Below are 22,185 nucleotides of genomic sequence, written 5' to 3' on the forward strand. Positions count from 1 at the left end.
GATAGGCTTGGCGGGTGGGCTGGGATCAAGGACCACCGACGTGGTCGGAGATGGAACGGGTGCTCGCCGGCCGAGCGCCCGGCAGTGCCGACCGGCCCGGCACCGAGTTCGGTCCCGACCTCAGCGAATGGGCGCCGTTCCCCGGGGATGGCGGCGACAGTCCGGCCTGGTCGCGCAAACGCGGCGCCTACCAGGCCGAGGACATCGCGCGCGGCTCGTCGGCGGTGCCCTACGCCGAACTGCACGCCCACAGTTCGTACAGCTTCCTCGATGGTGCGTCGATGCCGGAGGAGCTGGTGGAGGAGGCGCAACGGCTCGGACTCCGCGCACTGGCCGTCACCGATCACGACGGGTTCTACGGCATCGTGCGCTTCGCCGAGGCGGCCCGTGAGTTCGGCATGCCGACCGTCTTCGGTGCCGAGCTGTCACTGGAACCCGACATCGCGCGGACAGGCCAGAACGATCCACCGGGCGAGCATCTGCTGGTCCTCGCCCGGGACGGTGAGGGCTACCGCCGTCTGTCACGGACCATCGCCGACGCGCACATGGTCGCGGGGGAGAAGGGCCTGCTCCGTTACGACCGCGAAGCCCTCGCCGCGGCCGGCGGCGGGCACTGGCTCATCCTCACCGGATGCCGGAAGGGTGCCCTCCGACGAGCACTCGATCGCGGCGGCGTCCCGGCCGCCGAGCAGGCGCTGCGAGAACTGATCGAGACCTACGGCCACGACAACATCGTCGTCGAGCTGACCGCGCAGGGCATGGCCGACGACGACGAAGGCAACGCGGTGCTCGCCGGCCTCGCCGCCGGGGCAGGCGTGCCGACCGTGGCCACCACCGGCGCCCACTTCGCCGCGCCCCGGCGCCGACGGCTGGCGATGGCGATGGCCGCCGTCCGGGCCCGCACCGACATCGACACCATCTCGGGGTGGATGCCCGGCGTTGCCGGATCACATCTGCGCAGCGGCGACGAGATGGCGCGGCTGCTGCCCGCACATCCCGATGCCATCGACAACGCGGTGGGCATCGCCGCGGACTGCGCATTCCACCTGGGCCTCATCGCACCGCAGTTGCCACCCTTCGACGTCCCCGACGGGTACACCGAGGCGAGTTGGTTGCGCGAACTCACCATGACCCGGGCACGCCGCCGGTACGGCACCCCCGCCGAACATCCGCAGGCCTACCGGCAGATCGAGCACGAACTCGCCATCATCGAGACGCTCACGTTCCCCGGCTACTTCCTGGTGGTCGCCGACATCGTCGATTACTGCAAGGCCAACGACATCCTCTGCCAGGGCCGGGGGAGCGCGGCCAACTCGGCCGTCTGTTACGCCCTCGGCATCACCAACGTCGACCCGGTCGCCAACACGCTGCTCTTCGAACGGTTCCTGGCCCCCGAGCGCGACGGCCCGCCCGACATCGACATCGACATCGAATCCGACCGACGCGAGGAGGCCATCCAGTACGTCTACCGCCGCTACACCCGGGAGCGCAGCGCGCAGGTCGCCAACGTCATCACCTACCGGGGGAAGTCGGCGATCCGGGACATGGCCCGGGCGCTCGGGTACGCGCCCGGTCAGCAGGACGCCTGGGCCAAGATGCCTGACACCGCGCCCGCCGACGTCGCCGAACTCGCCGGCGAGATCCTCGGCATGCCAAGGCATCTGGGTATCCACTCCGGCGGCATGGTGATCTGCGACCGGCCGATCGCCGATGTCTGCCCCACGGAGTGGGCGCGGATGGAGAACCGCAGCGTGCTGCAGTGGGACAAGGACGACTGCGCCGCCATCGGACTGGTCAAGTTCGACATGCTGGGTCTCGGCATGCTCTCCGCCCTGCACTATGCGATCGACCTGGTCGCCGAACACAAGGGGATCGACGTCGACCTCGCCACCCTCGACCTCGCTGAACCCGCCGTGTACGAGATGCTCTGTCGCGCCGACTCGGTCGGCGTGTTCCAAGTGGAGTCCCGTGCGCAGATGGCCACCCTCCCGCGGCTGAAACCGCGCTGCTTCTACGATCTCGTCGTCGAGGTGGCCCTGATCCGGCCCGGCCCCATCCAGGGCGGCTCGGTGCATCCGTTCATCAAGCGGCGCAACGGAGAAGAGCCGGTGACGGTCGAGCATCCGTCGATGAGCAGGGCGCTCGAACGCACCCTGGGGGTGCCGCTGTTCCAGGAGCAGCTGATGCAGTTGGCCGTCGACGTGGCCGGGTTCGACGCCTCCGAGGCCGACCAGTTGCGCCGGGCGATGGGTTCCAAACGGTCGCCGGAGAAGATGGAACGCCTGCGGCAACGTTTCTACGAGGGCATGGAGAACCTGCACGGCATCACCGGGGACACCGCCGACCGCATCTTCGAGAAGATGGCCGCGTTCGCCAATTTCGGCTTCCCGGAGAGTCATTCGCAGAGCTTCGCGTCCCTGGTGTTCTACTCGTCGTGGTTCAAGCTGCATCACCCGGCGGCGTTCTGCGCCGCGCTGCTACGGGCGCAACCGATGGGTTTCTACTCACCGCAGACCCTGGTGGCCGACGCCCGACGGCACGGTGTCGCGGTCCATCGCCCCGACATCAATGCCTCACTCGCGCACGCCACTCTGGAGAACGAGGGTCTCGATGTCCGGTTGGGTCTCGACGGTGTACGCGGGGTCGGGGAGGAGGCGGCGCAGCGCATCGTCGACCGCCGGTCCGACGGTCCCTACCTCGACATCACCGATCTCTCCCGGCGCGCCCGGCTGACGACCAAGGAACTCGAGGGGCTCGCCGGTGCCGGCGCCTTCGACGGGTTCGGCCTCAGCCGGCGTCAGGCCCTGTGGGAGGCCGGGGCCGCCGCGACGGTGCGCGACGATCAGCTGGCCCTGGAATCGGCGCAGGCGACCCCCACCCTTCCGGGTCTCTCCGACGTCGAGCTGGCGGCCACCGACGCCTGGGCCACGGGGATCACCCCCACGTCGTATCCGACGCAGTTCCTGCGTCCCCGGCTCGACGCGATGGGAGTGCTGGCCGCCGATCGCCTGCTGTCGGTGCCCGACGGTTCGCGCGTGTTGGTCGGTGGCGCGGTGACCCATCGGCAGCGTCCCGCCACCGCGTCCGGGGTGACCTTCATCAACCTCGAGGACGAGACCGGGATGGTCAACGTGGTGTGTTCGGTCGGTTTGTGGGCGCGGTACCGTGTACTCGCTCAGACGGCACCCGCTCTGCTGATCCGCGGCCGGGTGCAGAACGCCGAAGGCGCTGTGACCGTCGTCGCAGATCGACTGCAGCGCATGGATCTTCGGGTGGGGAGCAGATCCCGGGACTGGCAGTAGTCCTCCGGCGGACGCGCCGGGATGTCCGAGCCGGATCGGTGTTCACGAAGAACAGGAAGAGTCATGCCGCAACAGGTCGTGGTGACCGTCAAACCGAAGAGCAGCAAGGGCCCGTTGGTCGAGACGGGTCCCGGCGGCGCGATCACCGTCTACGTCCGCGAGCCGGCCACCGAGGGCCGGGCGAACAAGGCCGTCTCCGAACTGCTCGCCGCCCACCTCGGGGTCCCGAAGAGCAAGATCGCGCTCATCGGCGGTGCCACGGCACGCATCAAGCGCTACCGCGTCGGCTGATCACACCGCGCCGGCGAAACCGTGCTGACGCCACGCCTCGTAGACGACGATGCTCGCGGCGTTGGCGAGGTTGTGGGAACGACGTCCGGCGAGCATCGGGATGCGGACCCGGTCGGTCACCTCGGGTTCGTCGAGGACCTCCGCCGGTAACCCGGTCGGCTCGGGGCCGAACAGCAACACGTCGCCCGGCTGGTAGTCGACGTCGGTGTGATAGCGCTCGGCATGGGCGGTGAACGCGAAGACCCGTTCCGGCTTCAGCGTCGTCCAGGCGGTCACCAGGTTCGGATGCACGGTGACGTTGGCCATCTCGTGATAGTCGAGTCCCGCGCGCTTCACCTGCGCGTCGGACATCGAGAACCCCAGCGGTTCGATGAGGTGCAGTTCGCACCCCGTGTTGGCGGCCAGCCGGATCGCGTTGCCGGTGTTCGGCGGGATGCACGGCTGGTAGAACATGATTCGGAACATGATGGTGTCAGCGTAGTCGGTGACGACCGTCGCAGATGTCGCGCGATCGCGCCGGTCACACGGCGAGCGCGGTGTTGGCCCCGCAGAGCACGATGCACAGCGTCGAATCGGGTTGCGGCCGAACAGCTCCCGAGACCACACCGGCGACCGCGGTGGCGGTGCCGTGTTCGACGAGGATGCGGTGGGTGTCCCAGAGCATCCGTCGCGCCGCGATGATCTGTTCGTCGGTCACCAGGACGCTCCCGACCGCCGGGTTCCCGGCGACGGCGTTCCAACAGAGCCCGCCGACGCTGGTGGCGCCGAGCGAGTCCGCGGCGATGCTCTCGAGTTCGACGGGTACGGGAGTTCTCGCGGCGAGGGCCTGATGCAGACATGACGCGCCGAGTGGTTCGACGCCGACGATGCGGTCGCCCGGGCGCAGCGTCGCCGCGAGGCCCGCCAGAAGCCCGCCCCCGCCCACACAGACGACGGTCGTGAGCGGTCCGGGCACGTCGTCGATCATCTCGAGACCGATGGTGCCGGCGCCGGCGACGACATCGGGGAGATCGTAGGCGTGCAGCGCGAGCGCTCCGGTCTGCTCTGCCAGCGCGACGGCGGCGTCGGCGGCCTCGGAATAGCGCCGTCCCATGAGGTGGACGCGCGCTCCCGCGGCGCGCAGCGCGTCGATCTTGACCGGCGGCGCGGTCTCGGGGATCACCACGGTGACCGGCACGCCGACGATCCGCGCCGCGATTGTCGCGCCGATCGCGGCGTTGCCGCCGGAGGCGACGAGCACACCGGCGTCGGTCAGCAATCCCTGGTCTTGGGCGTGCAGCGTCGCCCAGAGGCTGCCGCGCGGTTTGAAACACCCGCCGACTTGGGCGTACTCGAGTTTGAGAACCACCTCGACCGGCCCGTGGACGGTGTCGATGGTCGTGCGTAGTGTCGGCGTGCGACGGAGGTGGGGTGCGATCGCCGCGCGGGCGAGGTCGACGTCGCTGCGCACCACGGTCACCGTTCCGACAGTAGCGCCGTGGAAGAATGTCGGCGTGACCGCGATACGACTCGATGGCAAGACCACGCGCGACGAGATCTTCGCTGATCTGGCCGAGCGGGTGGAGAAGCTCAGGCTGGCGGGTATCACGCCTGGTCTGGGTACCGTTCTGGTCGGCGACGATCCGGGTTCGCACTCCTATGTCAAGGGAAAGCACGCCGATTGCGCCCGGATCGGCGTTGCCTCCATCCGCAAGGACCTGCCGGCCGATGCCACCACCGAGCAGCTCAACGCGGCGATCGACGAGCTCAACGCCGATCCGGCCTGCACGGGCTACATCGTGCAGTTGCCGCTGCCCAAGCATCTTGACGAGAATGCCGCCCTCGAGCGGATCGACCCGCTGAAAGACGCCGATGGACTCCACCCGATCAACCTCGGGCGGTTGGTGCTGGGCAAGGAGTCGACGCTGCCGTGCACCCCGCGCGGGGTCATCCACCTCCTGCGACGCTACGACGTCCCGCTGGCCGGCGCCCGGGTCACGGTGGTCGGGCGCGGGGTCACCATCGGCCGGCCCATCGGGCTGCTCCTGACCCGGCGGAGTGAGAACGCCACGGTCACGCTGTGCCACACCGGCACCACGGATCTGGCGTCGGAGATCGCCCGGGCCGACATCGTGATCGCCGCGGCCGGCGTGCCGCACCTCATCACCGCGGACATGGTGAAGCCCGGCGCCGCGGTGGTCGACGTGGGTGTCAGCCGTACTGACGAGGGTCGTCTCGCCGGCGACGTTCATCCCGATGTCTGGGAGGTCGCGGGCCACGTCTCGCCGAACCCCGGTGGTGTGGGTCCGCTGACGCGGGCGTTCCTGCTGGTCAACGTGGTCGAACGTGCTGAGCAGATGCTCGCCTCGGGGAGTGGTAGCGACGCGTGACCCGAGAGGAGCACCAGAGTGAGTCCGCTCACTCCGAACCGCCCGGCGCCGCGGACGCCCGTCCCGGACACCGGGGGCGTCGTGCCGCCGACTCCTCCCGGTTGCGGGCAGTGCTCATCCAGCTCCCGTACCTGCTGGTGATGTTGGGTGTGCTGGCCGCCGCGCTGCTCGTGATGTTCGATCGCTGGCGGCGTGGGTCCTTCGTCTTCGGGGCGGCTCTGCTCGTCGGAGCCGTACTCCGTGCCTTCATCCCCTCCTCGCAGGCAGGCCTGTTGCAGGTCAGGGGCAAATCGTTCGACGTGACGGCGATGGCCACGGTCGGCGGCGTGATGCTGTGGCTGGCGGCGTCGATCGACTCTTTGGGCACGGATTGATTACAATAGAGACCTGAGCGTGACCTGGCGGACCAGTCATGCGTTCAACCAGGCAATTTTCCGCTGCTCTGCGCAGACACACCGACCGCTGGAGTTTGTATCACCGCATCACCAACCGACGGCACCGTGAATGAAGTGACGTCCATGGGCGTGTCAGCAGGGGCTGGCATGATTCACTACGTCCTCTTGACGCGTGACGATCTCGGTCGCAGTGTGGTCGATTCCCGCGTGATCGACGTGGATCCCACCGACGGCCTCGATTCCGCCGGCCGGGTCAACGCCGGGATCGACGTGATGCTCAGCGCCGCCCGCGAGACCGGGACGCGAGTGGGCCCGATCGGGGTCGCCGCACGCACGGGGAGCCAGCGTCGGCAATTGCGTTCACGGGGCAGCGGACCCCGGCGTCAGGTCCGTCTCGCCGGCGAGGACGAGGCCGTGCTGGCCTACCTGACCGACACCGGGGAGATCGACCGTTTCTCGTCTGCCGTCGTCGTCGACTGCGGCGACACCGGCATGTCGCTCTACACCGTCGATCCCCGCGAGGGTCGCATCGGCGACGCCGAGCACTCGACCGTGCTGAGCGGTCGTCGTCTCGACCGGTCCATCGTCGACCAGCTGACCGCCGACAATCCCGTCCTGGGCGACGCCACTCGGACGCGGGCGGAGCGCAGCGAGTTGCGCAGCGCGTGCCGGACCGCGAAAGAAGAGATCGCCTACGGCGGCGTCGCGGCCGCCGAGTCGGTCGTCGCGGTCTCGGCGAACACCGGTCGTGTGGCGCTGTCCGCGACCCAGGTCGAGCAGGCGATCGCGCCGATGATCGGTGATGCGAAAGAAGTGTTCGCCCGCTATGTAGCGGCCGTCAGGTCACGCGGCGTACGACCGGACGCGGTGGTGTTCATCGGCGGACTCGCCAACCTCCCCGCGGTGCGCGCGATCGCGGCAGAGCATGAGCTCGAGGTCGTGAACCCGACGGCGCCGGAGCTGGTCGTGGCCACCGGCGCAGCCTTGCTGGCCCTCCAGAGTTATTCGGGCGCAGCGCGTCTGGCGTTCATCGGGGGCAAGCGGCAGCGCGAGTGGCTTTCCGCGACCCCAATTGCGGTTGCCGGGGCGGTCATCGCGGCCACATTGATGACGATCTACGCGGTGAGCTCGTCGTTCGCCGACCGTCCGGCCGTCGAGCCGCAGCCGTCGGTCAGCAGTGTGCCCCCCGCGGCGGCGACCAGCGAGGAGGAGCCGCCGTCCACCGCGCGGCCCACCTCCCAGCCGATCACCCGAATCCCGGCCGAACCCGTCGAGCCCACCGTCGTCACTCCCGTTCCGACGCAACGGCCCGCGCCCGAGACCGGCTGGAACGACCCGCCGGCATGGGCGACGACGGAGTTGCCGCCGACGCGGCCGTCCACGAGTACCAGCACCCGCACCCTCTCGCCGTTCCCGTGGCCGGACCTGACCTTCCCGCCCGGTTCGACACCGACGATCCCGCCGGACCTGCTGCCCCCGGGTATGCGTCCGCCGAGTGTGGCGCCCACTCCGCCGCCGCCCACGTACTCGACGTCGACGTTGCGCTCCGCGCCCAGCGGCCCGCCGCGGCCGAGCAGCACCCGCGCCACCGGGTCGACTGAGATTCCGGGTGTAGCCGAACCGGGGAAATCCGTTGACGGGGAGTCGGGCTCACCGGTGACCCCGGTACCTCGGTCCGGCAGCCCGGTCCCGTCGGTGCCGGCGCCGCGCTGACAGGACGCCGCCGACAGCTGGGTTACGGTCCGTCAGGCGTCGCGACGCGCGAGTTCGACAGTGCGCTTGAGTAGATCGCTGATGGCATCGAATTCGGTGAGGAATCCGTCGTGGCCGGTCTCGGAGTTGACGACCTGGAGCCCGCCGACGCAGTTGCCCAGCTCGTCGGCGAGTTCGACCTGCAGCCGGATCGGGTAGAGACGATCGGAGTCGATCCCCCCGACGATCACCGGAACGCGGCAATTGTTGAGCGCCTTGGCGACTCCGCCGCGACCACGGCCGACGTCGTGGTGGTTGAGGACCTCGGTGAGGACGACGTAGCTGGCCGGGTCGAAGCGGGACATCAGCTTCGACGCCTGGTGGTCGAGATAGCTTTGCACGGCGTAGCGCCCGCCGGTCAGGGGATTCTCGTCGCCCTGGGCGTCGTTGCCGAAGCGGGAGTCGAGCTCCGGCTCGCTGCGGTACATGAGGTGGGCGATCCGACGCGCGATCCCCATGCCCTGCAACGGAATGCGGCCGGTGCCGTGGTAGTCGCCGCCGCACCAGTCCGGGTCGGCCTTGATCGCGGCGATCTGTGCGGACTGGATACCGATCTGATCCGCGGTCGCGCGGGCGCCGACGGCGAGCACGAGGGCGCTGCGGACGCGGTCGGGGTACTCGATGGCCCACTCGAGCGCGCGGGCGCCGCCCATCGAACCGCCGAGAACCGCACCGACGCTGCGGATTCCGAGGCGGTCCAGCAGTGCCACCTCGGCGCGGACCTGGTCGAGCACGGTGATCTGTGGGAAGCGTGAGCCCCAGGGCCGACCGTCGGGGGCGATGGAGCCCGGACCCGTCGAGCCCTTGCATCCGCCCAGGACGTTGGCGGAGATGACGCACCATTCGTCGGTGTCGATGGCCTGTCCCGGGCCGATCAGCCCGTCCCACCATCCGGCCGAGTCGTGGTCGGCGTCGGCGGGTCCGGTGACGTGCGAGTCGCCGGTCAGTGCGTGGAGCGTGAGGATGACGTTGTCGCGGGACGGCGACAACGTCCCCCAGCGCTGGAACGCCAGGGTGACGTCGTCGATCCGTGCTCCGCTGTCGAGAGGCAACGAGCCGATGGGAATGCCGACGAGTTCCCCGTCCGGGAGGGTCTCCCAGTCGGGCTGATCAGATGCTGTCGCATTCAGGTCGATACTCACCGACAAAGCTGCCTCACCTGTTTCACTTGGCCGCCGCGAATCCCTGTTCGAGATCGGCCAAGATGTCGTCGATTCCCTCGATGCCCACGGCGAGCCGGACCAGTCCCGGGGCCACGCCCGCGGCGAGCTGCTCCTCGGGGGTGAGCTGGCTGTGTGTGGTCGAGGCGGGGTGGATGACCAGCGACCGCACATCGCCGATGTTGGCGACGTGGCTGTGCAGGCTGAGCGCGTCCACGAACTTCTTGCCGGCGTCCACTCCGCCCTGGATCTCGAAGGCGATGATCGCACCCTGACCCTTCGGGGCCAATTCCTGACCGCGCTTGTACCAGGGCGAGGACTCCAGACCCGCGTACGCCACGGACTCGACCTGCGGGTGTGCATCGAGGAAGGCGGCGACCTTCTGCGCGTTGGCGACGTGGCGCTCGATGCGCAGACTCAGCGTCTCCAGGCCCTGTGCCAACAGGAACGCGTTGAACGGGGAGATCGCCGCGCCGGTGTCACGCAACCACTGCACGCGTGCCTTGAGTGCGAAGGCGGGCGCGCCCAGGTCGGCGAAGACAGCACCGTGGTAGCTCGGGTCCGGCGTGGTGAAACCGGGGAACAGGTCCTTCCCGTCGCGCTGGACCCGCCAGTCGAAGGTGCCGCCGTCGACGATGACGCCGCCGATCGCGGTGCCGTGACCGCCGATGTACTTCGTCGCCGAGTGCACGACGATGTCGGCGCCGTGGGCCAGCGGGCTGATCAGGTACGGGGTGGCGACGGTGTTGTCGATGATGAGGGGTACGCCGTTGCGGTGCGCGACCTCCGCGATCCCCGAGATGTCGAGGATCTCGTTGTTGGGGTTGGAGATCGACTCACCGAAGAACGCGCGGGTGTTGTCCTTGACCGCGGCCTGCCACGACGCCGGATCCTCGGGGTCCTCGACGAAGCTCACCTCGACCCCGAGCTTGGGCAGTGTGTAGTGGAAGAGGTTGTACGTGCCGCCGTACAGGCGGGGGCTCGACACCACGTGCCCGCCGGTCTCGACGGCGTTGAGGATCGCGTAGGTCTCGGCGGCCTGTCCCGATGCGACGAGCAGCGCGGCGACGCCGCCCTCGAGCGCGGCGATCCGCTGCTCGACGGCATCCTGCGTGGGATTCATGATGCGTGTGTAGATGTTGCCCGGTTCGGCGAGCCCGAAGAGATTGGCCGCGTGCTGGGTGTCGTTGAAGACATACGACGTCGTCTGGTAGATCGGCAGCGCACGGGCGTTGGTCACCGCGTCCGCGGACTGCCCGACGTGGATCTGCTTCGTCTCGAAGCTCCAGTTCTCGCTGGGATCGTTGCTGTCGAGGGTGCCGTCAGGGACATCAGACATGGCGATTCATCACTTTCTACGGTCGGCAGGGCCAACTCGACCCTGTTGGGGTCCGACCTTCGGACCCGCGCTTGCCGGGGATCGCCACTGCGATCCCGCAACCCGGTCATCACCCGGAGCACCCCACCGCGGAAGGAGGGTTGCCGATCAGCCAGCCGGGGCTTCGCACTGATACTCATGACCTGGCGACAAGGATATAACACGGATGTGAGCGCCCGAGAACCGTCCCGGTCACGCCGCGCCCAACCCTTGAGAAGTGCACCGGAAGGGTGCCGGTGGCTGTCCTCCGACCGAGTGAAATCGGGTGTGGTCAGATACGAAACCACTGGTCAAGGTAGTTAGCGACGCTCAGCGTGCTGTCGGTTCCGCGATCGCGGATCTAGAGTTCGGGACAGCCCCGGCTGCACCGGAATGCTCCGCTCAGGTGGTCCGGGTTCGCACAGGAGCGCTCATGGCCGTGATGGCTCATCTCCGGACCCGACGCGTCGCTCTGTTGGCCGCCTCGATGTCGACGTTGTCGACCCTCGCCGCATTCGGCTTCACCGGGGTGGCGGCGGCGACAGCCGGCGGGCCCTCGTGCAGCGGTGCCGTCGTGGTGGTCGGGGGGACCGTCGACGCTGAGTCGCTATTGCTCGAGGGCGTCAAGGAGCGTTACCGCGAGCAGGGCTATGAGGTGATCAACGCGCCCTACCCGGCGACCATATGGCCGCTCGGAGCGACGGGGTACGACCGCAGTACCGAACAGGGGATCGCATCGACGGCGTCCGCGATCTCGTCGTATCGAGAAGCGTGCGGGTCCGAGGCGCCGGTGGTGGTGACGGGCTATTCGCAAGGGGCGCGCATCGCTGGAGACGTGCTCGCCGGTATCGGCAACGGCCGGAAGTTCGATGTCGCGAACACGCCCGACGATCCCAGCGACGACGTCGTGATCTCCGACGTCGGGGTGTCGGGCGAGCTGTATTCGGATCCGCGGCAGGCCGGTGACAAGACCGGGCGAGGTATCGAGCTGTCGCTGATCGGGATCATTCCCGGACTGACCATGTCGGGGCCACGTGGTGCCGGCAGCACGGACGCCGGCTTCGGGACGGTCAGCGACCGGGTCGTGTCGGTGTGCATCGAGGGCGACCCGATCTGCGACCTGCCCGATCCCGTCTACGACCCGATCGGCGCCATCGACGGCATCCTCGGCTACCAGGTCAAGCATTTCCTGTATCCAGAGGAGATGTCGGGCAACCCGCTGCAGCCGGGATACACGTGGGCGAAACGTCCGGTCGAATGTGCGGACGGCGTCTGTATGGTCGCTGCGGACTCCGCACTCGCCGAACTCGTCCAGGGCTGGGCTCGCAACCTCGGCTACCAGGGCGCCATCGGCGATTTCCTGTCGGATCGCCCGACCATCGGGCTTCCGTTCGGCATCGAACTGGCGAATCTGCAGCCGGTGGTCCGGCTGGTGCAGGGCTTGCTGCCGCCACTCCCACGTCTCGGGTACGGCGCATACCTACCCGACATCTTCGTCTTCGAGGACATCCTGCAGGGCATCGTCACCGCGACACCGGCTCGGTTCGTGCGCGGTGTCAGCGCCCTGGCTGCCAGCGTGCGCAGCATCGTCCTGCTGCCGGTCAACTTCGTCCGATACTGGGCGGGCGCGCTCATCGGGCCGGTGGCGTCGGAGGGCGGCGCCGTCACGATTCTCGCGGCGGACACGTCGCACCTGCGATCGTCCACGTTCGCGCGACTGGCAGCCGTACCCGACGAGTCCGTGGGGCCGGTCCGCGCTGAAGAAGTGGGCGGGTCCGGCCCCTCGTCCGAGCCGTCGGCGGCCCGGGGTGCCGAACCGGATGCCACCGACCCGTCACCGGCCGAGCAGCCCCCGGTGGGCCACACGACCGACACGTCGTCGGGGGCCGACACGGGCACCGATACCGAGACCGATACGCCCGACGCGGACCCCGCGCCTGCCCCGCCTCGCGACGACGACTCGCCGGCCGCCACCGATCCCTCGGGAAGCGATGTCAAGACGTCTGGAACCGACGGCCACGGGGGAGAGGACGGCGAGAAGGCCGGCTCGTCCGACACGGCTTCGGACCCGGACGGGCCTTCCGCAGACCCGTCCGACCCCGACAGCGATGCGGGCTCCGAAGCCGGCGACTGACACCCCGCGCGATGCTGAGGACACTGCGTGTGTGAATGAACTCACCACCGGCTGAGGAATCAGCGCTGACGGGCGCGGGTTGGCATCGACCGTGCCTGATGCTCTCTCGACGACCGAAGCCCCGGCCGACCCCTCACTGACGGGTCCGTCCACCGCCGGGGAACTCCGCAGCCCCGCGCGGGCCGAATCGGCCGAGGTGTCCCGCCGGGTGCGTCGGTGGACGATCCTCGCCCTTGCGCTGGGTGGATTCGGGATCGGGACGACCGAGTTCGTCGCCATGGGCCTCCTGCCCAACATCGCCGGATCTCTGGGTGTCTCGGAACCGACTGCCGGACATGTCATCTCGGCCTACGCGATGGGTGTGGTGGTGGGTGCGCCGCTGATCGCGGCGCTCACCGCGCGGATGTCCCGTCGGACGCTTCTGATCGGCTTGATGGTGGCGTTCACGGTCGGCAACCTCGCGACCGTCCTCGCACCGGATTACGGTTTGCTGCTGGTGGCGAGATTCGTCGCCGGCCTCCCGCACGGCGCCTACTTCGGTGTCGCGGCTCTGGTCGCCGCTCATCTGGCCGGCCCGCGCAACCGTGGCAAGGCCGTGGGACAGGTGATGCTCGGTCTGTCCGTCGCGAACGTCCTCGGCGTACCGGCGGCCGCCTGGCTCGGTGAGACGCTCGGCTGGCGGTCCGCGTTCGCGATCGTGGTCGTGATCGGAATCGCCACCGTCGTCGCGCTGATCCGGGTGCTTCCCACGCTCAGCGGGGTGAAGACCACCGACCCGCTCACCGAGCTCGGTGCACTCAAGCGGTCCCAGGTCTGGTTCACACTGGTCATCGGAACCGTCGGGTTCGGTGGGATGTTCGCGTTCTACACGTATCTCAACTCCGCGCTGACCACCGACACCGGGCTGTCGGTGTCGGTCGTGCCGTTCGCCCTGATGTTGTACGGACTGGGAATGGTGACCGGCAACTTCGTCGGCGGTTATGTCGCGGACCGCAGCGTGGCGGTGGCGATCCTCGGCGGACTCACCGCCACCGCACTCTCCCTCGGCGCTTTTGCGGTGCTGGCCGAGAATGCTTGGGCGGCATTGATCCTCACCTACCTCGTGGCGCTCACGGGATCGATGATGCTACCCGCGCTGCAGACCAGGCTGATGGATGTGGCGGCCGATGCACAGACCCTGGCCGCGGCCCTGAACCATTCCGCGCTCAACATCGCCAACGCGGCCGGAGCGCTGCTCGGTGGCGTGGTGGTCGGTGCCGGCTACGGATACCTGGCGCCGTCGGTGGTCGGGGTGATGCTCGCGGTGGCGGGTATCGCGGTCACCGTCGTGGCCCTCGCGACCGCGCGGCACCAGCCCGTCGGGTCCTGAACGAGCGCGGCCGTTCTACCTACGACGAGGGCCGACCGGATAAGTCCGGTCGGCCCTCGTGTCGTCGAGTCGGTGCAATCAGCCGTTCGTGGGCGGTGTGGCGATCGTCTTCGACAGGTAGAGCTGCTCGCCGAGCTTGTTGATCAGCTCGAGTTGCGTCTCGAGATAGTCGATGTGTTCCTCTTCGTCGGCGAGGATCTGCTCCAAGAGGTTGGCGCTGGTGATGTCGCCCTTGGACCGGCACATCGCGATTCCGGGGCGGAGTCGTTCCACCACCTCGACCTCGATCGACATGTCCGACTCGAACTGCTCCCGGATCGACTGCCCAATACGCAGCGGCAGCAGGCGCTGATAGTTGGGCAGGGCGTCGAGGAACAGGATGCGATCGGTCAGGACCTCGGCGTGAGTCATCTCCTCGATCGACTCGGCCCGTGTCTTCGCGGCGATCTCGGTGAGACCCCAGCTCTGCTGCATCTTCGCGTGCAGGAAGTACTGGTTGATCGCGGTCAGCTCACTCGTGAGCTGTTCGTTGAGGAGGTCGATGACCTCGGGGTCGCCACGCATCTGTCCGCCTCCCATTTCCCGTGTATGTCCGTTCGAACCGTAACACGACAAAACCCCCCGCGCGTCGTCTCGCGCGAGGTTCGTCGGGTCGGAGGTCAGGTCATGCAGCGGTCGTCGCGGTTGACGCCCTTTCGCTCAGGATGGTGTGCAGTTCGTCCAGGCAGGTCCCGCAGCCTTCGCCCGCGCCGCAGCGGTCGCTGATCGCGTCGACCGTGTACGCGCCCGCATCGCAGTGCGCATGGACCTCGTCCACGGTGACGGCGCGGCATATGCAAACGAACATCTCGGAAACTCACCTTCGTGCCTGGATTAGGCAATGCTTACATATTTTAGGGTGTCCGCACAAGGGTTGCCTTACCTTTTATCGACGCTGTCCGAGTGGCGCGATCACGGCCGATGGGCTGTCGGACCGCCGCCGTAGGATGTGGCCCCGTGCCACTCACGATCTCCACGGTGAACGTCAACGGAATCCGCGCAGCGGTCAAACATCGATCGGAGGCCAACCGCGGCCTGCTGCCCTGGCTCGACACATCTGGACCGGATGTGGTCCTGCTGCAGGAGGTCCGCGCGAGCGAGGAACTCGCCCGCGACGCGCTGGCGCCGGTGCTCGACACCGGATGGCATCTGACGATGAGCGAGTCCTCGGTGAAGGGTCACGCGGGCGTCGGTGTGCTGACACGTAGCGCGCCGTCGGCGGTGCGCGTCGGATTCGGGAGCGCGGAGTTCGACGACCTCGGCCGCTATCTCGAAGTCGACGTCGACACCGACCTGGGACCGCTGACCGCGGGAAGCCTGTACCTGCCGAAGGGTGCCGCGCTCTCCGACGCCGAGAAGGACATCGCCAAGCACGACGAGAAGGTCCGTTTCATGCGTGAGTTCGGCGCATACCTGGATCGGTTGGTCCGTCGACGCCGCCACGTCGTCGTGGGTGGCGACTGGAACATCGCGCCCGCCGAAGCCGACATCAAGAACTGGAAGGGCAATCTCAAGAGCCCCGGCTTCCTACCGCACGAACGGGCCTGGGTGGCCGACCTGCTCGCCGCCGGGTGGCGCGACGTCATGCGCGAACTCTTCCCCGACGACGCCGGGCCCTACTCGTGGTGGTCGTGGCGCGGTAAGGCCTTCGACAACGATTCCGGATGGCGGATCGACTATCAGCTCACCAACAAGATGCTGGCCGGCCGGGCGACCAAGGCCGAGGTGGAACGTGCGGCGGCCTACGACCTCCGCTGGTCCGACCACGCTCCGGTCACCGTGCGGTACGAGTGACCGGGTCTGACAAACTGGGCGTCATGACCAGCGACGTAGAGCGCAACGGAGAGCCCGCGGCCGAGTCGATGCCGACCCGTCCGCGTGTGCTGTCCGGTATCCAGCCGACGAGTGACTCCTTCCACCTCGGGAACTATCTCGGTGCGGTCCGGCAGTGGGTGGCCTTGCAGGACGACTTCGAGGCGTTCTACTTCATCCCGGACATGCACGCACTCACGGTGCCGTTCGACCCCAAGGTCCTCGCCGAACGCACCCGCCTGAGCGTCGCGCAATTGCTCGCCGTCGGTGTGGACCCCGAGCGGTCGACGATCTATGTGCAGTCCCACATCCCCGAGATCGCCCAGCTGACGTGGGTCCTGTCGTGCATCACCGGTTTCGGCGAGGCCAGCCGGATGACCCAGTTCAAGGACAAGTCGGCCAAGCAGGGCGTCGACGCGGCGGGCGTCGGCCTGTTCACCTACCCCATCCTGATGGCCGCGGACATCCTCGCCTTTCAGGTCGATCGGGTTCCGGTCGGGGAGGACCAGCGGCAGCATCTCGAACTCACCCGCGACCTCGCCCAGCGATTCAACTCCCGGTTCGGCAAGGTGCTGAAGGTGCCCCAGGCGCACATCGTCGCCGAGTTCGCCAAGATCTACGACCTGCAGAACCCGACGGCCAAGATGAGCAAATCCGCCGAGACCGACAAAGGTCTGATCAATCTGCTCGACGATCCGAAACGTTCGGCGAAGAAGATCCGGTCGGCTGTCACCGATACCGGTTCGGAGATCCGGTTCGATGTCGTCGATAAGCCTGGTGTCTCCAACCTGCTGACCATCCAGTCGGCCCTGTCCGGTGTCGGCGTCGACGATCTGGTCGCCAAATACGAGGGCAAGGGATACGGCGACCTGAAGGTCGACACCGCGGAGGTGCTGACCGAGTTCGTCACCCCGCTGCGCGGGCGGGTCGAGGAGTACCTGTCCGATCCGGCCGAACTCGACGCCATCCTGGCTCGGGGCGCGGCCCGCGCGCGTGCCATCGCCTCCGAGACGCTGGCGTCGGTCTATGACAAGGTGGGGTTCCTGGCGCCTGGCCGGTGAGACCGCATCCGCCGGACGCCGTCCCGCGATCCGACCAGGAAGGCGATCCATGACCTCCGCGCGCGACTCGGCGAGATCACCGGTGGACACGGCGAAATCGGCGGTGGACAAAGGGATGACGACCGTCGACAAGGGCAAGTCGGCCTTCGCCGCGGCGCGGGAGAAGTGGCCCGCCGTCGAGCACCTGGTGCAGACCGTCGAACGCTACAACGACCGGCGCGGAAACGTGTATGCGGCGGCCATCAGCTTCAACGGCATCCTCGCGCTCGTCCCGATCATCATGGTGGTGTTCTCGGTCGCCGCGTTCGTGTTGGCGAATCAGCCACAGCTGCTCGAAGACCTGCAACAGGCGGTTGTCGACGCCGCGCCCGGCAAGATGGGCGAGCAGCTCAGTGAGGTCATCGATTCGGCGATCTCCTCCCGCGCCGCGGTAGGGATCGTCGGTCTGATCGGTGCCGCCTTCACCGGGATCGGGTGGATCTCCGGCGTCCGGGTGGCCTTCACCGAGATGTACGGGGGTCGCGTCGACCGCAACCCCGTGCTGTCGAAGGTGTGGGATCTCCTCACGTTCGCATTGCTGGGCATGGCCTTCGCCGTGACGATGGCGCTGACGACGCTGGGCAACAGCGGGCTCACCACCACGATGCTCTCCTGGGTGGGCCTCGACGACGCGTCATGGGCCCCGGTCGTGGTGCGGGCCGTCGCCATCGTCGTGTCGGTGTTCGCCAGCTGGCTGCTCTTCACCTTCGTGCTGGCGCGGCTACCGCTGGTGCCGCTGCCGATGACGCACGCCATGAAGGCCGGGCTGGTCATCGCGATCGCGTTCGAGCTGATGAAATCCCTTGGCGGGCTGTATCTCCAATCGGTCCTGGGTTCGCCGGCCGGGGTGGCGTTCGGTCCGATCTTCGGTGTGTTCGTCTTCGCGTACCTCGCGTCGCGGATCGTGCTGTATGCCACCGCGTGGTGCGCGACCGACCCCATCAACAGCAAGTACCAGGTGGTGGAAGAACCGGACGCGGAACTGCACCGGCCGGTCCAGATCTCGCCGACGGTCGAGGTGAGCCCGGCGCCCCGGCCCGGCGCCCTCGCGGCCGCCGTCGGACTGGGCGCAGTCGCGGCCGCGCTGATCGGAGCGCGTCGGCGGCGTTGACCTCCGGCGCTGGTCGTCTGATCAGCGGCGTCCGGCGAGCTTCAACCCGATGAGCAGGAGGATGACCGCCGCGAGTGCGGCCACGAGCCCGATGAGGATCTGGACGGAGGTCGACGACGCCTGGTCGGAACCTGTTGCGACGGCGCGGTTCTCGGTCCGCGTCGGCGCTGGTGTCGAGGACGGTCCGGACGCGGCCGACGGCTCGACGAGGCGGCCCACCGAGATGGCGGGGTCGGTTCGGAATCCGTAGTCGAACATCGCCTTCGCCTGGTCCCAGTACAGATCCCCGTCGACGGACAGGCCGAACATCTGCACGATGATCACCGTCCGGCCGTCGCGTTCGGCGGCACCCACGAACGTCTTCCGTGCGTCGTCGGTGTAACCGGTCTTGCCGCCGAGCATTCCCGGATACCCATCGACGAGGAGGCGGTTGGTGCTGTACATGTCGTAGGGCGGATGATCTCTGTCGCCGGGCACATCTGGACGCCGCGGGTAGCCCGGGAAACGGAACGTGGGCATCGCGATGATCTCGCGAAAGGTCGGCTCGGTCATCGCGGCCCGGAACAGCAGCGCCAGATCGTAGGGCGAGGAGGACATCCCGGCGGCGTCCAGTCCGGACGGGCTGGCAGCACGCGTGTCCGTCGCGCCCAGCTGCGCGGCCCGGTCATTCATCTTCTCAAGTGTCGCGTCGATGCCGCCGAGCTGACGCGCGAGCGCATGCGCGCAGTCGTTGCCGGACACCAACAACAGTCCGGTGAGCACGTCGCGAACGGTGTAGACACCACCGGGCCCCATGCCACAGGAGTCGCCTTCGGTGCTCCAGTCCTCGACGGTGGGCACGACCGGCGCGGCGAGGTCGAGTTCGTCGAGTGCGACCAGTGCGAGCAGCACCTTGATCGTCGACGCGGGCCGGTAACGGCCGTGGGGATCCTTGGCGGCGATGACTTGTCCGGACTCGAGATCGGCGATCAACCAACCCGCGGAGGTCAGCAGTGGCGGAACGGGACCGGCCGACGGATCGGCGATGACCCCGCAACCGGCGAGTTGGTCACCGCCGACGGCCGGTGCGGGAACAGGAAGGGGAGTGGGGGTCGTCGAACCCGGTGCGACGACCTCGGATTCGTCGACGGCCGGAGGCGTGGCGACTTTGTGCGGGCAGTGATCGGTGACCGGCGTGGTGATCGCCGGAGGCGGTACGGTCGGCAGCGGGACGGCCACGGCCGGGCCGACGCGAAGGACGAGGCCGAGCACTCCGACGGTCAGCACGGCGACGAGCGCGCACGCGGTACGACGAGTCCACGTCGGGGTCATCGGCCGCACGTTACCAGCGGGGCCGTGCGCTGCCGACGACATCGTGCAACCAGCGCCGCATCACTGCCTCCGCCGTCGGCACGGTCACTTTCTCGGCGGCCGCGGCGTCGATCGGGAAGCGGTCGGTGGCCGACTCACCCAGGACCTCGGCCACCGCGGACCGTGATTCCTGGTGTGACAGCCACCCCCTGACGAGATCGCCGCCGGCTTCGAGGTGGAACTGCACTCCGTAGCAGTTGTCCACGCGGAACAACTGATTGACGCAGGCGTCGGAGGACGCGAGCAGGGTGGCCCCGGGTGGCAGGGTGAACGTGTCGAAATGCCACTGGACTGTGTCGATGTCGCGTGGTGCGGGTGCGATGACCGCCCCGCCCCACACCGGGTCGGCCATCCCTGCGTCGTTGAGACGCACCCGGCGTACACCGAGTTCCGGTATGTCGCTCGTGTGCACCTCGCCACCGAGAGCCGCTGCCAGCATCTGCGCGCCCAGACAGACACCCCAGATGGGCACACCGCGTTCACGGGCACGGCGGAGCAGGTCGATCTCGTCGGCGATCCACGGGATGCGGTCCGCGTCACCGACTCCCATCGCTCCGCCGAGAACGAGGATGGCGTCGAAATCCGCTGGATCGACGGTCGCGGGTTCGCGCCAGATCCGCAGGGTGGCCGTCTCGGTGATCGCGTGCAGGGCGGGTCCGTAGGCGCCGGGTGGTTCGGACTCCGCGTGCCGGATCTCCAAGACCCGCAACCGCTCCCGCGGGCGCTCGACCGGCTGTGTTCTGGTGCTCATGACGAGTGCAAGAGTACGGTCTCGGTGGCGATTCCTCTCGCCGACGCGGGGTCGGAACCCACGCCGGGCTGCGTCAACCGGAATGACATGAACTCGTCGGACGGGACCCGTGCGCGGTGTGGTCGGCGACCCGTTCACCGTCGACGGTGATCTCGCACCGGGCGAACCGCCCGCCGGACTGGAACAGCGCGTCGACCGGTGCCTCGGCCGCGGCCCGCGTGTACACCAACGACGCCTTGAACTTGCCGTCTGGATCTCGTTGCGACAGCGGCACTTCGGACTGTGTGCGGAGTCTTCCGTCTGCGTCCGTCCACGCTGCGGCGCCGTTGTGCTCGTGGTCGGAGATCAGCGTGATCGTGATGCGTTGCGTGTCGGTGGTGGGTGCTGCCGCGGCCGGTGCGAACACCAGGAGGCACGCGAGCGCACTCACCGCGAGTGTCAGCAGCAGCCGGAACAGAAGGGCGCGGGCCATGAAGTACTCCGTTCGATGGGCGATCACCGGTCCGGCGACGGGCCGGGTTCCTCGGTCTTCCTTCGACGCATCGGACGGCATATCGGTTCCATCGCGCTGCTGAGCGAGCGGAAGTCGGGATTCTGCTGTCAGCGGGTGATCGTCAGCGGCAGCGTGGTGAAACGACGGACGAGAACCCCGGGCTCCCACGCCGTCTGCGTCAGATCGACCCGGAAAGCGGTCGTGGAGCGCAGCAGATGCTCGACCGCGAGGCGCGCCTGCAAGCGTGCCAATGTCGCCCCGACACACAGGTGCAGGCCCTTGCCGAACGCCAGGTGCGACCGCCGCGCCGCCGGATCGAGATCGATCGCGCCGGGATCGTCGAAATGCGCGGGATCCCGATTGGCGGCACCCCACATCAGGAACACATGTGACCCCGCCGGCAATGCGGAGTCGCCCAGCGTCGTGTCGGCGACCACGTGCCGGAAATGCCCACGAAACGGGGTCTCGAGCCGAAGGGCCTCCTCCACGAACACCGGGATGAGCCCGGGGTCGCTGCGTAACCGTTCGACGACGTCGGGATGGCGGTCCAACAGCCAGACGGCACTGTTGAGCAGGCTCGTGGTCGACTCGGCCCCGGCGGCGACCAGTTGGAACAGGATCATCACCGCGGTCTCGTGATCGAGACCGCCCTCGGCGACGCGGCGTGCCACCTCGACCAGCGCGGTCGGCCCGCTCGCTTCGCTCCCGGCGCCGGTGTCATTGTCTGCGTTGCTCATCGCCGCCGACAGATAAGCCGTCAGCTCACCGACCGCCGCGGTTGCCGTCGTCAGCTGGTCCGGCGTGATGACGCCGTCGATCAGGACGTTCGTCGCGATCGCCCACCGGGTCAGCGTGGCACGGTCGGCGACCGGCAATCCGATCACCGCCGTGGCGACCTCCATCGGAATCCGTTGCGCGACAGCGCTCACCCAATCGATCCGGCCACCACGGAGATCGTCGGCCCATGCCTCCGTGATGTATCGACGAATGGTCGGTTCGAGCTCGCGGGTACGTGCCGGAGACACCGACCGCATGGCGAGCTTCCGATGATCGCGGTGCCTGGCCCCGTCGGCGGTGGCGAGGACGTGCATAGCGTCGCCCAGGCCGGCGACCGGGAACTCCGAGACCGTGCCGTCGCCGTGCCACACCATCGTGGCGGTCAGGTTCGACGAGAAGTCCTCCGGGCGTCGGACCGCGTCGGCGATCAGGTCCCAGGAGCCGACGGCGAAGAACGATGAATCCCCGATTCGCTGCACGGGCGAACCGGTGTGCAGACGCGAGTAGAAGGTCGTGGGATCGGCGGTGGTGTCCATGGAGTCCAGCGTGGGCGACCCCGGGCCGTCGACGCACGCATATCCCCGAAGTCGAGATCGGTGAGAAGTCACAGCACCATCCGGTGT

General features: G+C 68.3%; 20 protein-coding genes and 1 riboswitch. Of the genes, 10 read left to right on the plus strand and 10 right to left on the minus strand.

From position 1 onward, the window contains the following. Window positions 1–14: 14 nt before the first annotated feature. On the plus strand, window positions 15–3,302 hold the full coding sequence (locus tag MVF96_RS08440; protein WP_165630259.1) for an error-prone DNA polymerase: 3,288 nt from the start codon (window positions 15–17) through the stop codon (window positions 3,300–3,302). 63 nt (window positions 3,303–3,365) lie between these two features. Continuing rightward, on the plus strand, window positions 3,366–3,593 hold the full coding sequence (locus MVF96_RS08445; protein ID WP_058250673.1) for a DUF167 domain-containing protein: 228 nt from the start codon (window positions 3,366–3,368) through the stop codon (window positions 3,591–3,593). Here the strand turns inward: MVF96_RS08445 and MVF96_RS08450 are convergent, their stop codons facing one another. Together MVF96_RS08450 and MVF96_RS08455 are read right to left on the minus strand one after the other, a co-directional pair. Continuing rightward, window positions 3,594–4,058, minus strand: a complete 465-nt coding sequence (locus MVF96_RS08450; RefSeq protein WP_058250672.1) for a tRNA (cytidine(34)-2'-O)-methyltransferase — start codon at window positions 4,056–4,058, stop codon at window positions 3,594–3,596. Between the two features lie 55 nt (window positions 4,059–4,113). Further along, window positions 4,114–5,046 (minus strand): serine/threonine dehydratase, encoded by a 933-nt coding sequence (locus tag MVF96_RS08455; RefSeq protein ID WP_058250880.1) that lies wholly within the window; start codon window positions 5,044–5,046, stop codon window positions 4,114–4,116. Between the two features lie 40 nt (window positions 5,047–5,086). On the opposite strand from MVF96_RS08455, the gene MVF96_RS08460 reads away from it, so the two are divergent. The 3 genes from MVF96_RS08460 (at window position 5,087) to MVF96_RS08470 (ending at window position 8,070) form a co-directional block, all read left to right on the plus strand. Then, window positions 5,087–5,962, plus strand: a complete 876-nt coding sequence (locus MVF96_RS08460) for a bifunctional methylenetetrahydrofolate dehydrogenase/methenyltetrahydrofolate cyclohydrolase (RefSeq protein WP_175404280.1) — start codon at window positions 5,087–5,089, stop codon at window positions 5,960–5,962. Between the two features lie 101 nt (window positions 5,963–6,063). Next, window positions 6,064–6,336: a DUF3017 domain-containing protein gene (locus tag MVF96_RS08465; RefSeq protein WP_058250878.1), complete on the plus strand. Its 273-nt coding sequence runs from the start codon at window positions 6,064–6,066 to the stop codon at window positions 6,334–6,336. 168 nt (window positions 6,337–6,504) lie between these two features. Beyond that, window positions 6,505–8,070: an Hsp70 family protein gene (locus MVF96_RS08470; protein ID WP_058250671.1), complete on the plus strand. Its 1,566-nt coding sequence runs from the start codon at window positions 6,505–6,507 to the stop codon at window positions 8,068–8,070. 32 nt (window positions 8,071–8,102) lie between these two features. Here MVF96_RS08470 and metX read toward each other — a convergent pair whose 3' ends face one another. Then, the gene (gene metX / locus MVF96_RS08475; protein WP_058250670.1) at window positions 8,103–9,257 is read right to left on the minus strand and encodes a homoserine O-acetyltransferase MetX; all 1,155 of its coding nucleotides are present in this window, start codon (window positions 9,255–9,257) and stop codon (window positions 8,103–8,105) included. A gap of 16 nt (window positions 9,258–9,273) precedes the next feature. Beyond that, on the minus strand, window positions 9,274–10,608 hold the full coding sequence (locus MVF96_RS08480; protein ID WP_058250669.1) for a bifunctional o-acetylhomoserine/o-acetylserine sulfhydrylase: 1,335 nt from the start codon (window positions 10,606–10,608) through the stop codon (window positions 9,274–9,276). A gap of 62 nt (window positions 10,609–10,670) precedes the next feature. Then, window positions 10,671–10,791, minus strand: a riboswitch (SAM riboswitch). A 268-nt stretch (window positions 10,792–11,059) separates the two neighbouring features. On the opposite strand from MVF96_RS08480, the gene MVF96_RS08485 reads away from it, so the two are divergent. Further along, window positions 11,060–12,760, plus strand: a complete 1,701-nt coding sequence (locus tag MVF96_RS08485) for a cutinase family protein (RefSeq protein ID WP_068971755.1) — start codon at window positions 11,060–11,062, stop codon at window positions 12,758–12,760. A gap of 91 nt (window positions 12,761–12,851) precedes the next feature. After that, a complete protein-coding gene (locus MVF96_RS08490; RefSeq protein WP_058250668.1) occupies window positions 12,852–14,129 on the plus strand; it encodes an MFS transporter in 1,278 nt (425 codons plus the stop codon). A gap of 78 nt (window positions 14,130–14,207) precedes the next feature. Here the strand turns inward: MVF96_RS08490 and bfr are convergent, their stop codons facing one another. Together bfr and MVF96_RS08500 are read right to left on the minus strand one after the other, a co-directional pair. Continuing rightward, window positions 14,208–14,693, minus strand: coding sequence for a bacterioferritin (bfr, locus tag MVF96_RS08495; protein ID WP_058250877.1), 486 nt, complete (start codon window positions 14,691–14,693; stop codon window positions 14,208–14,210). Window positions 14,694–14,793: 100 nt separating this feature from the next. Beyond that, window positions 14,794–14,976 carry a (2Fe-2S)-binding protein gene (locus MVF96_RS08500; protein WP_058250667.1) on the minus strand — a complete coding sequence of 61 codons (183 nt, stop codon included), beginning with the start codon at window positions 14,974–14,976 and terminating at the stop codon, window positions 14,794–14,796. A 149-nt stretch (window positions 14,977–15,125) separates the two neighbouring features. Here MVF96_RS08500 and MVF96_RS08505 point away from each other — a divergent pair, with 149 nt between their 5' ends. From MVF96_RS08505 to MVF96_RS08515, 3 genes are read left to right on the plus strand one after another with little or no spacing between them, the layout of a single operon-like run. Next, on the plus strand, window positions 15,126–15,962 hold the full coding sequence (locus MVF96_RS08505) for an exodeoxyribonuclease III (RefSeq protein WP_058250666.1): 837 nt from the start codon (window positions 15,126–15,128) through the stop codon (window positions 15,960–15,962). 23 nt (window positions 15,963–15,985) lie between these two features. Then, on the plus strand, window positions 15,986–17,041 hold the full coding sequence (gene trpS / locus MVF96_RS08510; RefSeq protein WP_058250876.1) for a tryptophan--tRNA ligase: 1,056 nt from the start codon (window positions 15,986–15,988) through the stop codon (window positions 17,039–17,041). 49 nt (window positions 17,042–17,090) lie between these two features. Continuing rightward, the gene (locus tag MVF96_RS08515; protein WP_058250665.1) at window positions 17,091–18,191 is read left to right on the plus strand and encodes a YhjD/YihY/BrkB family envelope integrity protein; all 1,101 of its coding nucleotides are present in this window, start codon (window positions 17,091–17,093) and stop codon (window positions 18,189–18,191) included. A gap of 21 nt (window positions 18,192–18,212) precedes the next feature. Here MVF96_RS08515 and MVF96_RS08520 read toward each other — a convergent pair whose 3' ends face one another. From MVF96_RS08520 to MVF96_RS08535, 4 genes are all read right to left on the minus strand, one after another. Continuing rightward, window positions 18,213–19,502, minus strand: a complete 1,290-nt coding sequence (locus tag MVF96_RS08520) for a D-alanyl-D-alanine carboxypeptidase family protein (RefSeq protein WP_058250875.1) — start codon at window positions 19,500–19,502, stop codon at window positions 18,213–18,215. 10 nt (window positions 19,503–19,512) lie between these two features. Further along, window positions 19,513–20,292, minus strand: coding sequence for a type 1 glutamine amidotransferase (locus MVF96_RS08525; protein WP_058250664.1), 780 nt, complete (start codon window positions 20,290–20,292; stop codon window positions 19,513–19,515). 73 nt (window positions 20,293–20,365) lie between these two features. Continuing rightward, window positions 20,366–20,845 carry a hypothetical protein gene (locus tag MVF96_RS08530; protein ID WP_223258988.1) on the minus strand — a complete coding sequence of 160 codons (480 nt, stop codon included), beginning with the start codon at window positions 20,843–20,845 and terminating at the stop codon, window positions 20,366–20,368. A gap of 47 nt (window positions 20,846–20,892) precedes the next feature. Continuing rightward, entirely contained in the window at window positions 20,893–22,098 is a 1,206-nt protein-coding gene (locus tag MVF96_RS08535) for a cytochrome P450 (protein ID WP_058250663.1), read from the minus strand. Between the last annotated feature and the right edge of the window lie 87 nt (window positions 22,099–22,185).

The organism is Gordonia hongkongensis (assembly GCF_023078355.1).
Classification (GTDB): domain Bacteria; phylum Actinomycetota; class Actinomycetes; order Mycobacteriales; family Mycobacteriaceae; genus Gordonia; species Gordonia hongkongensis.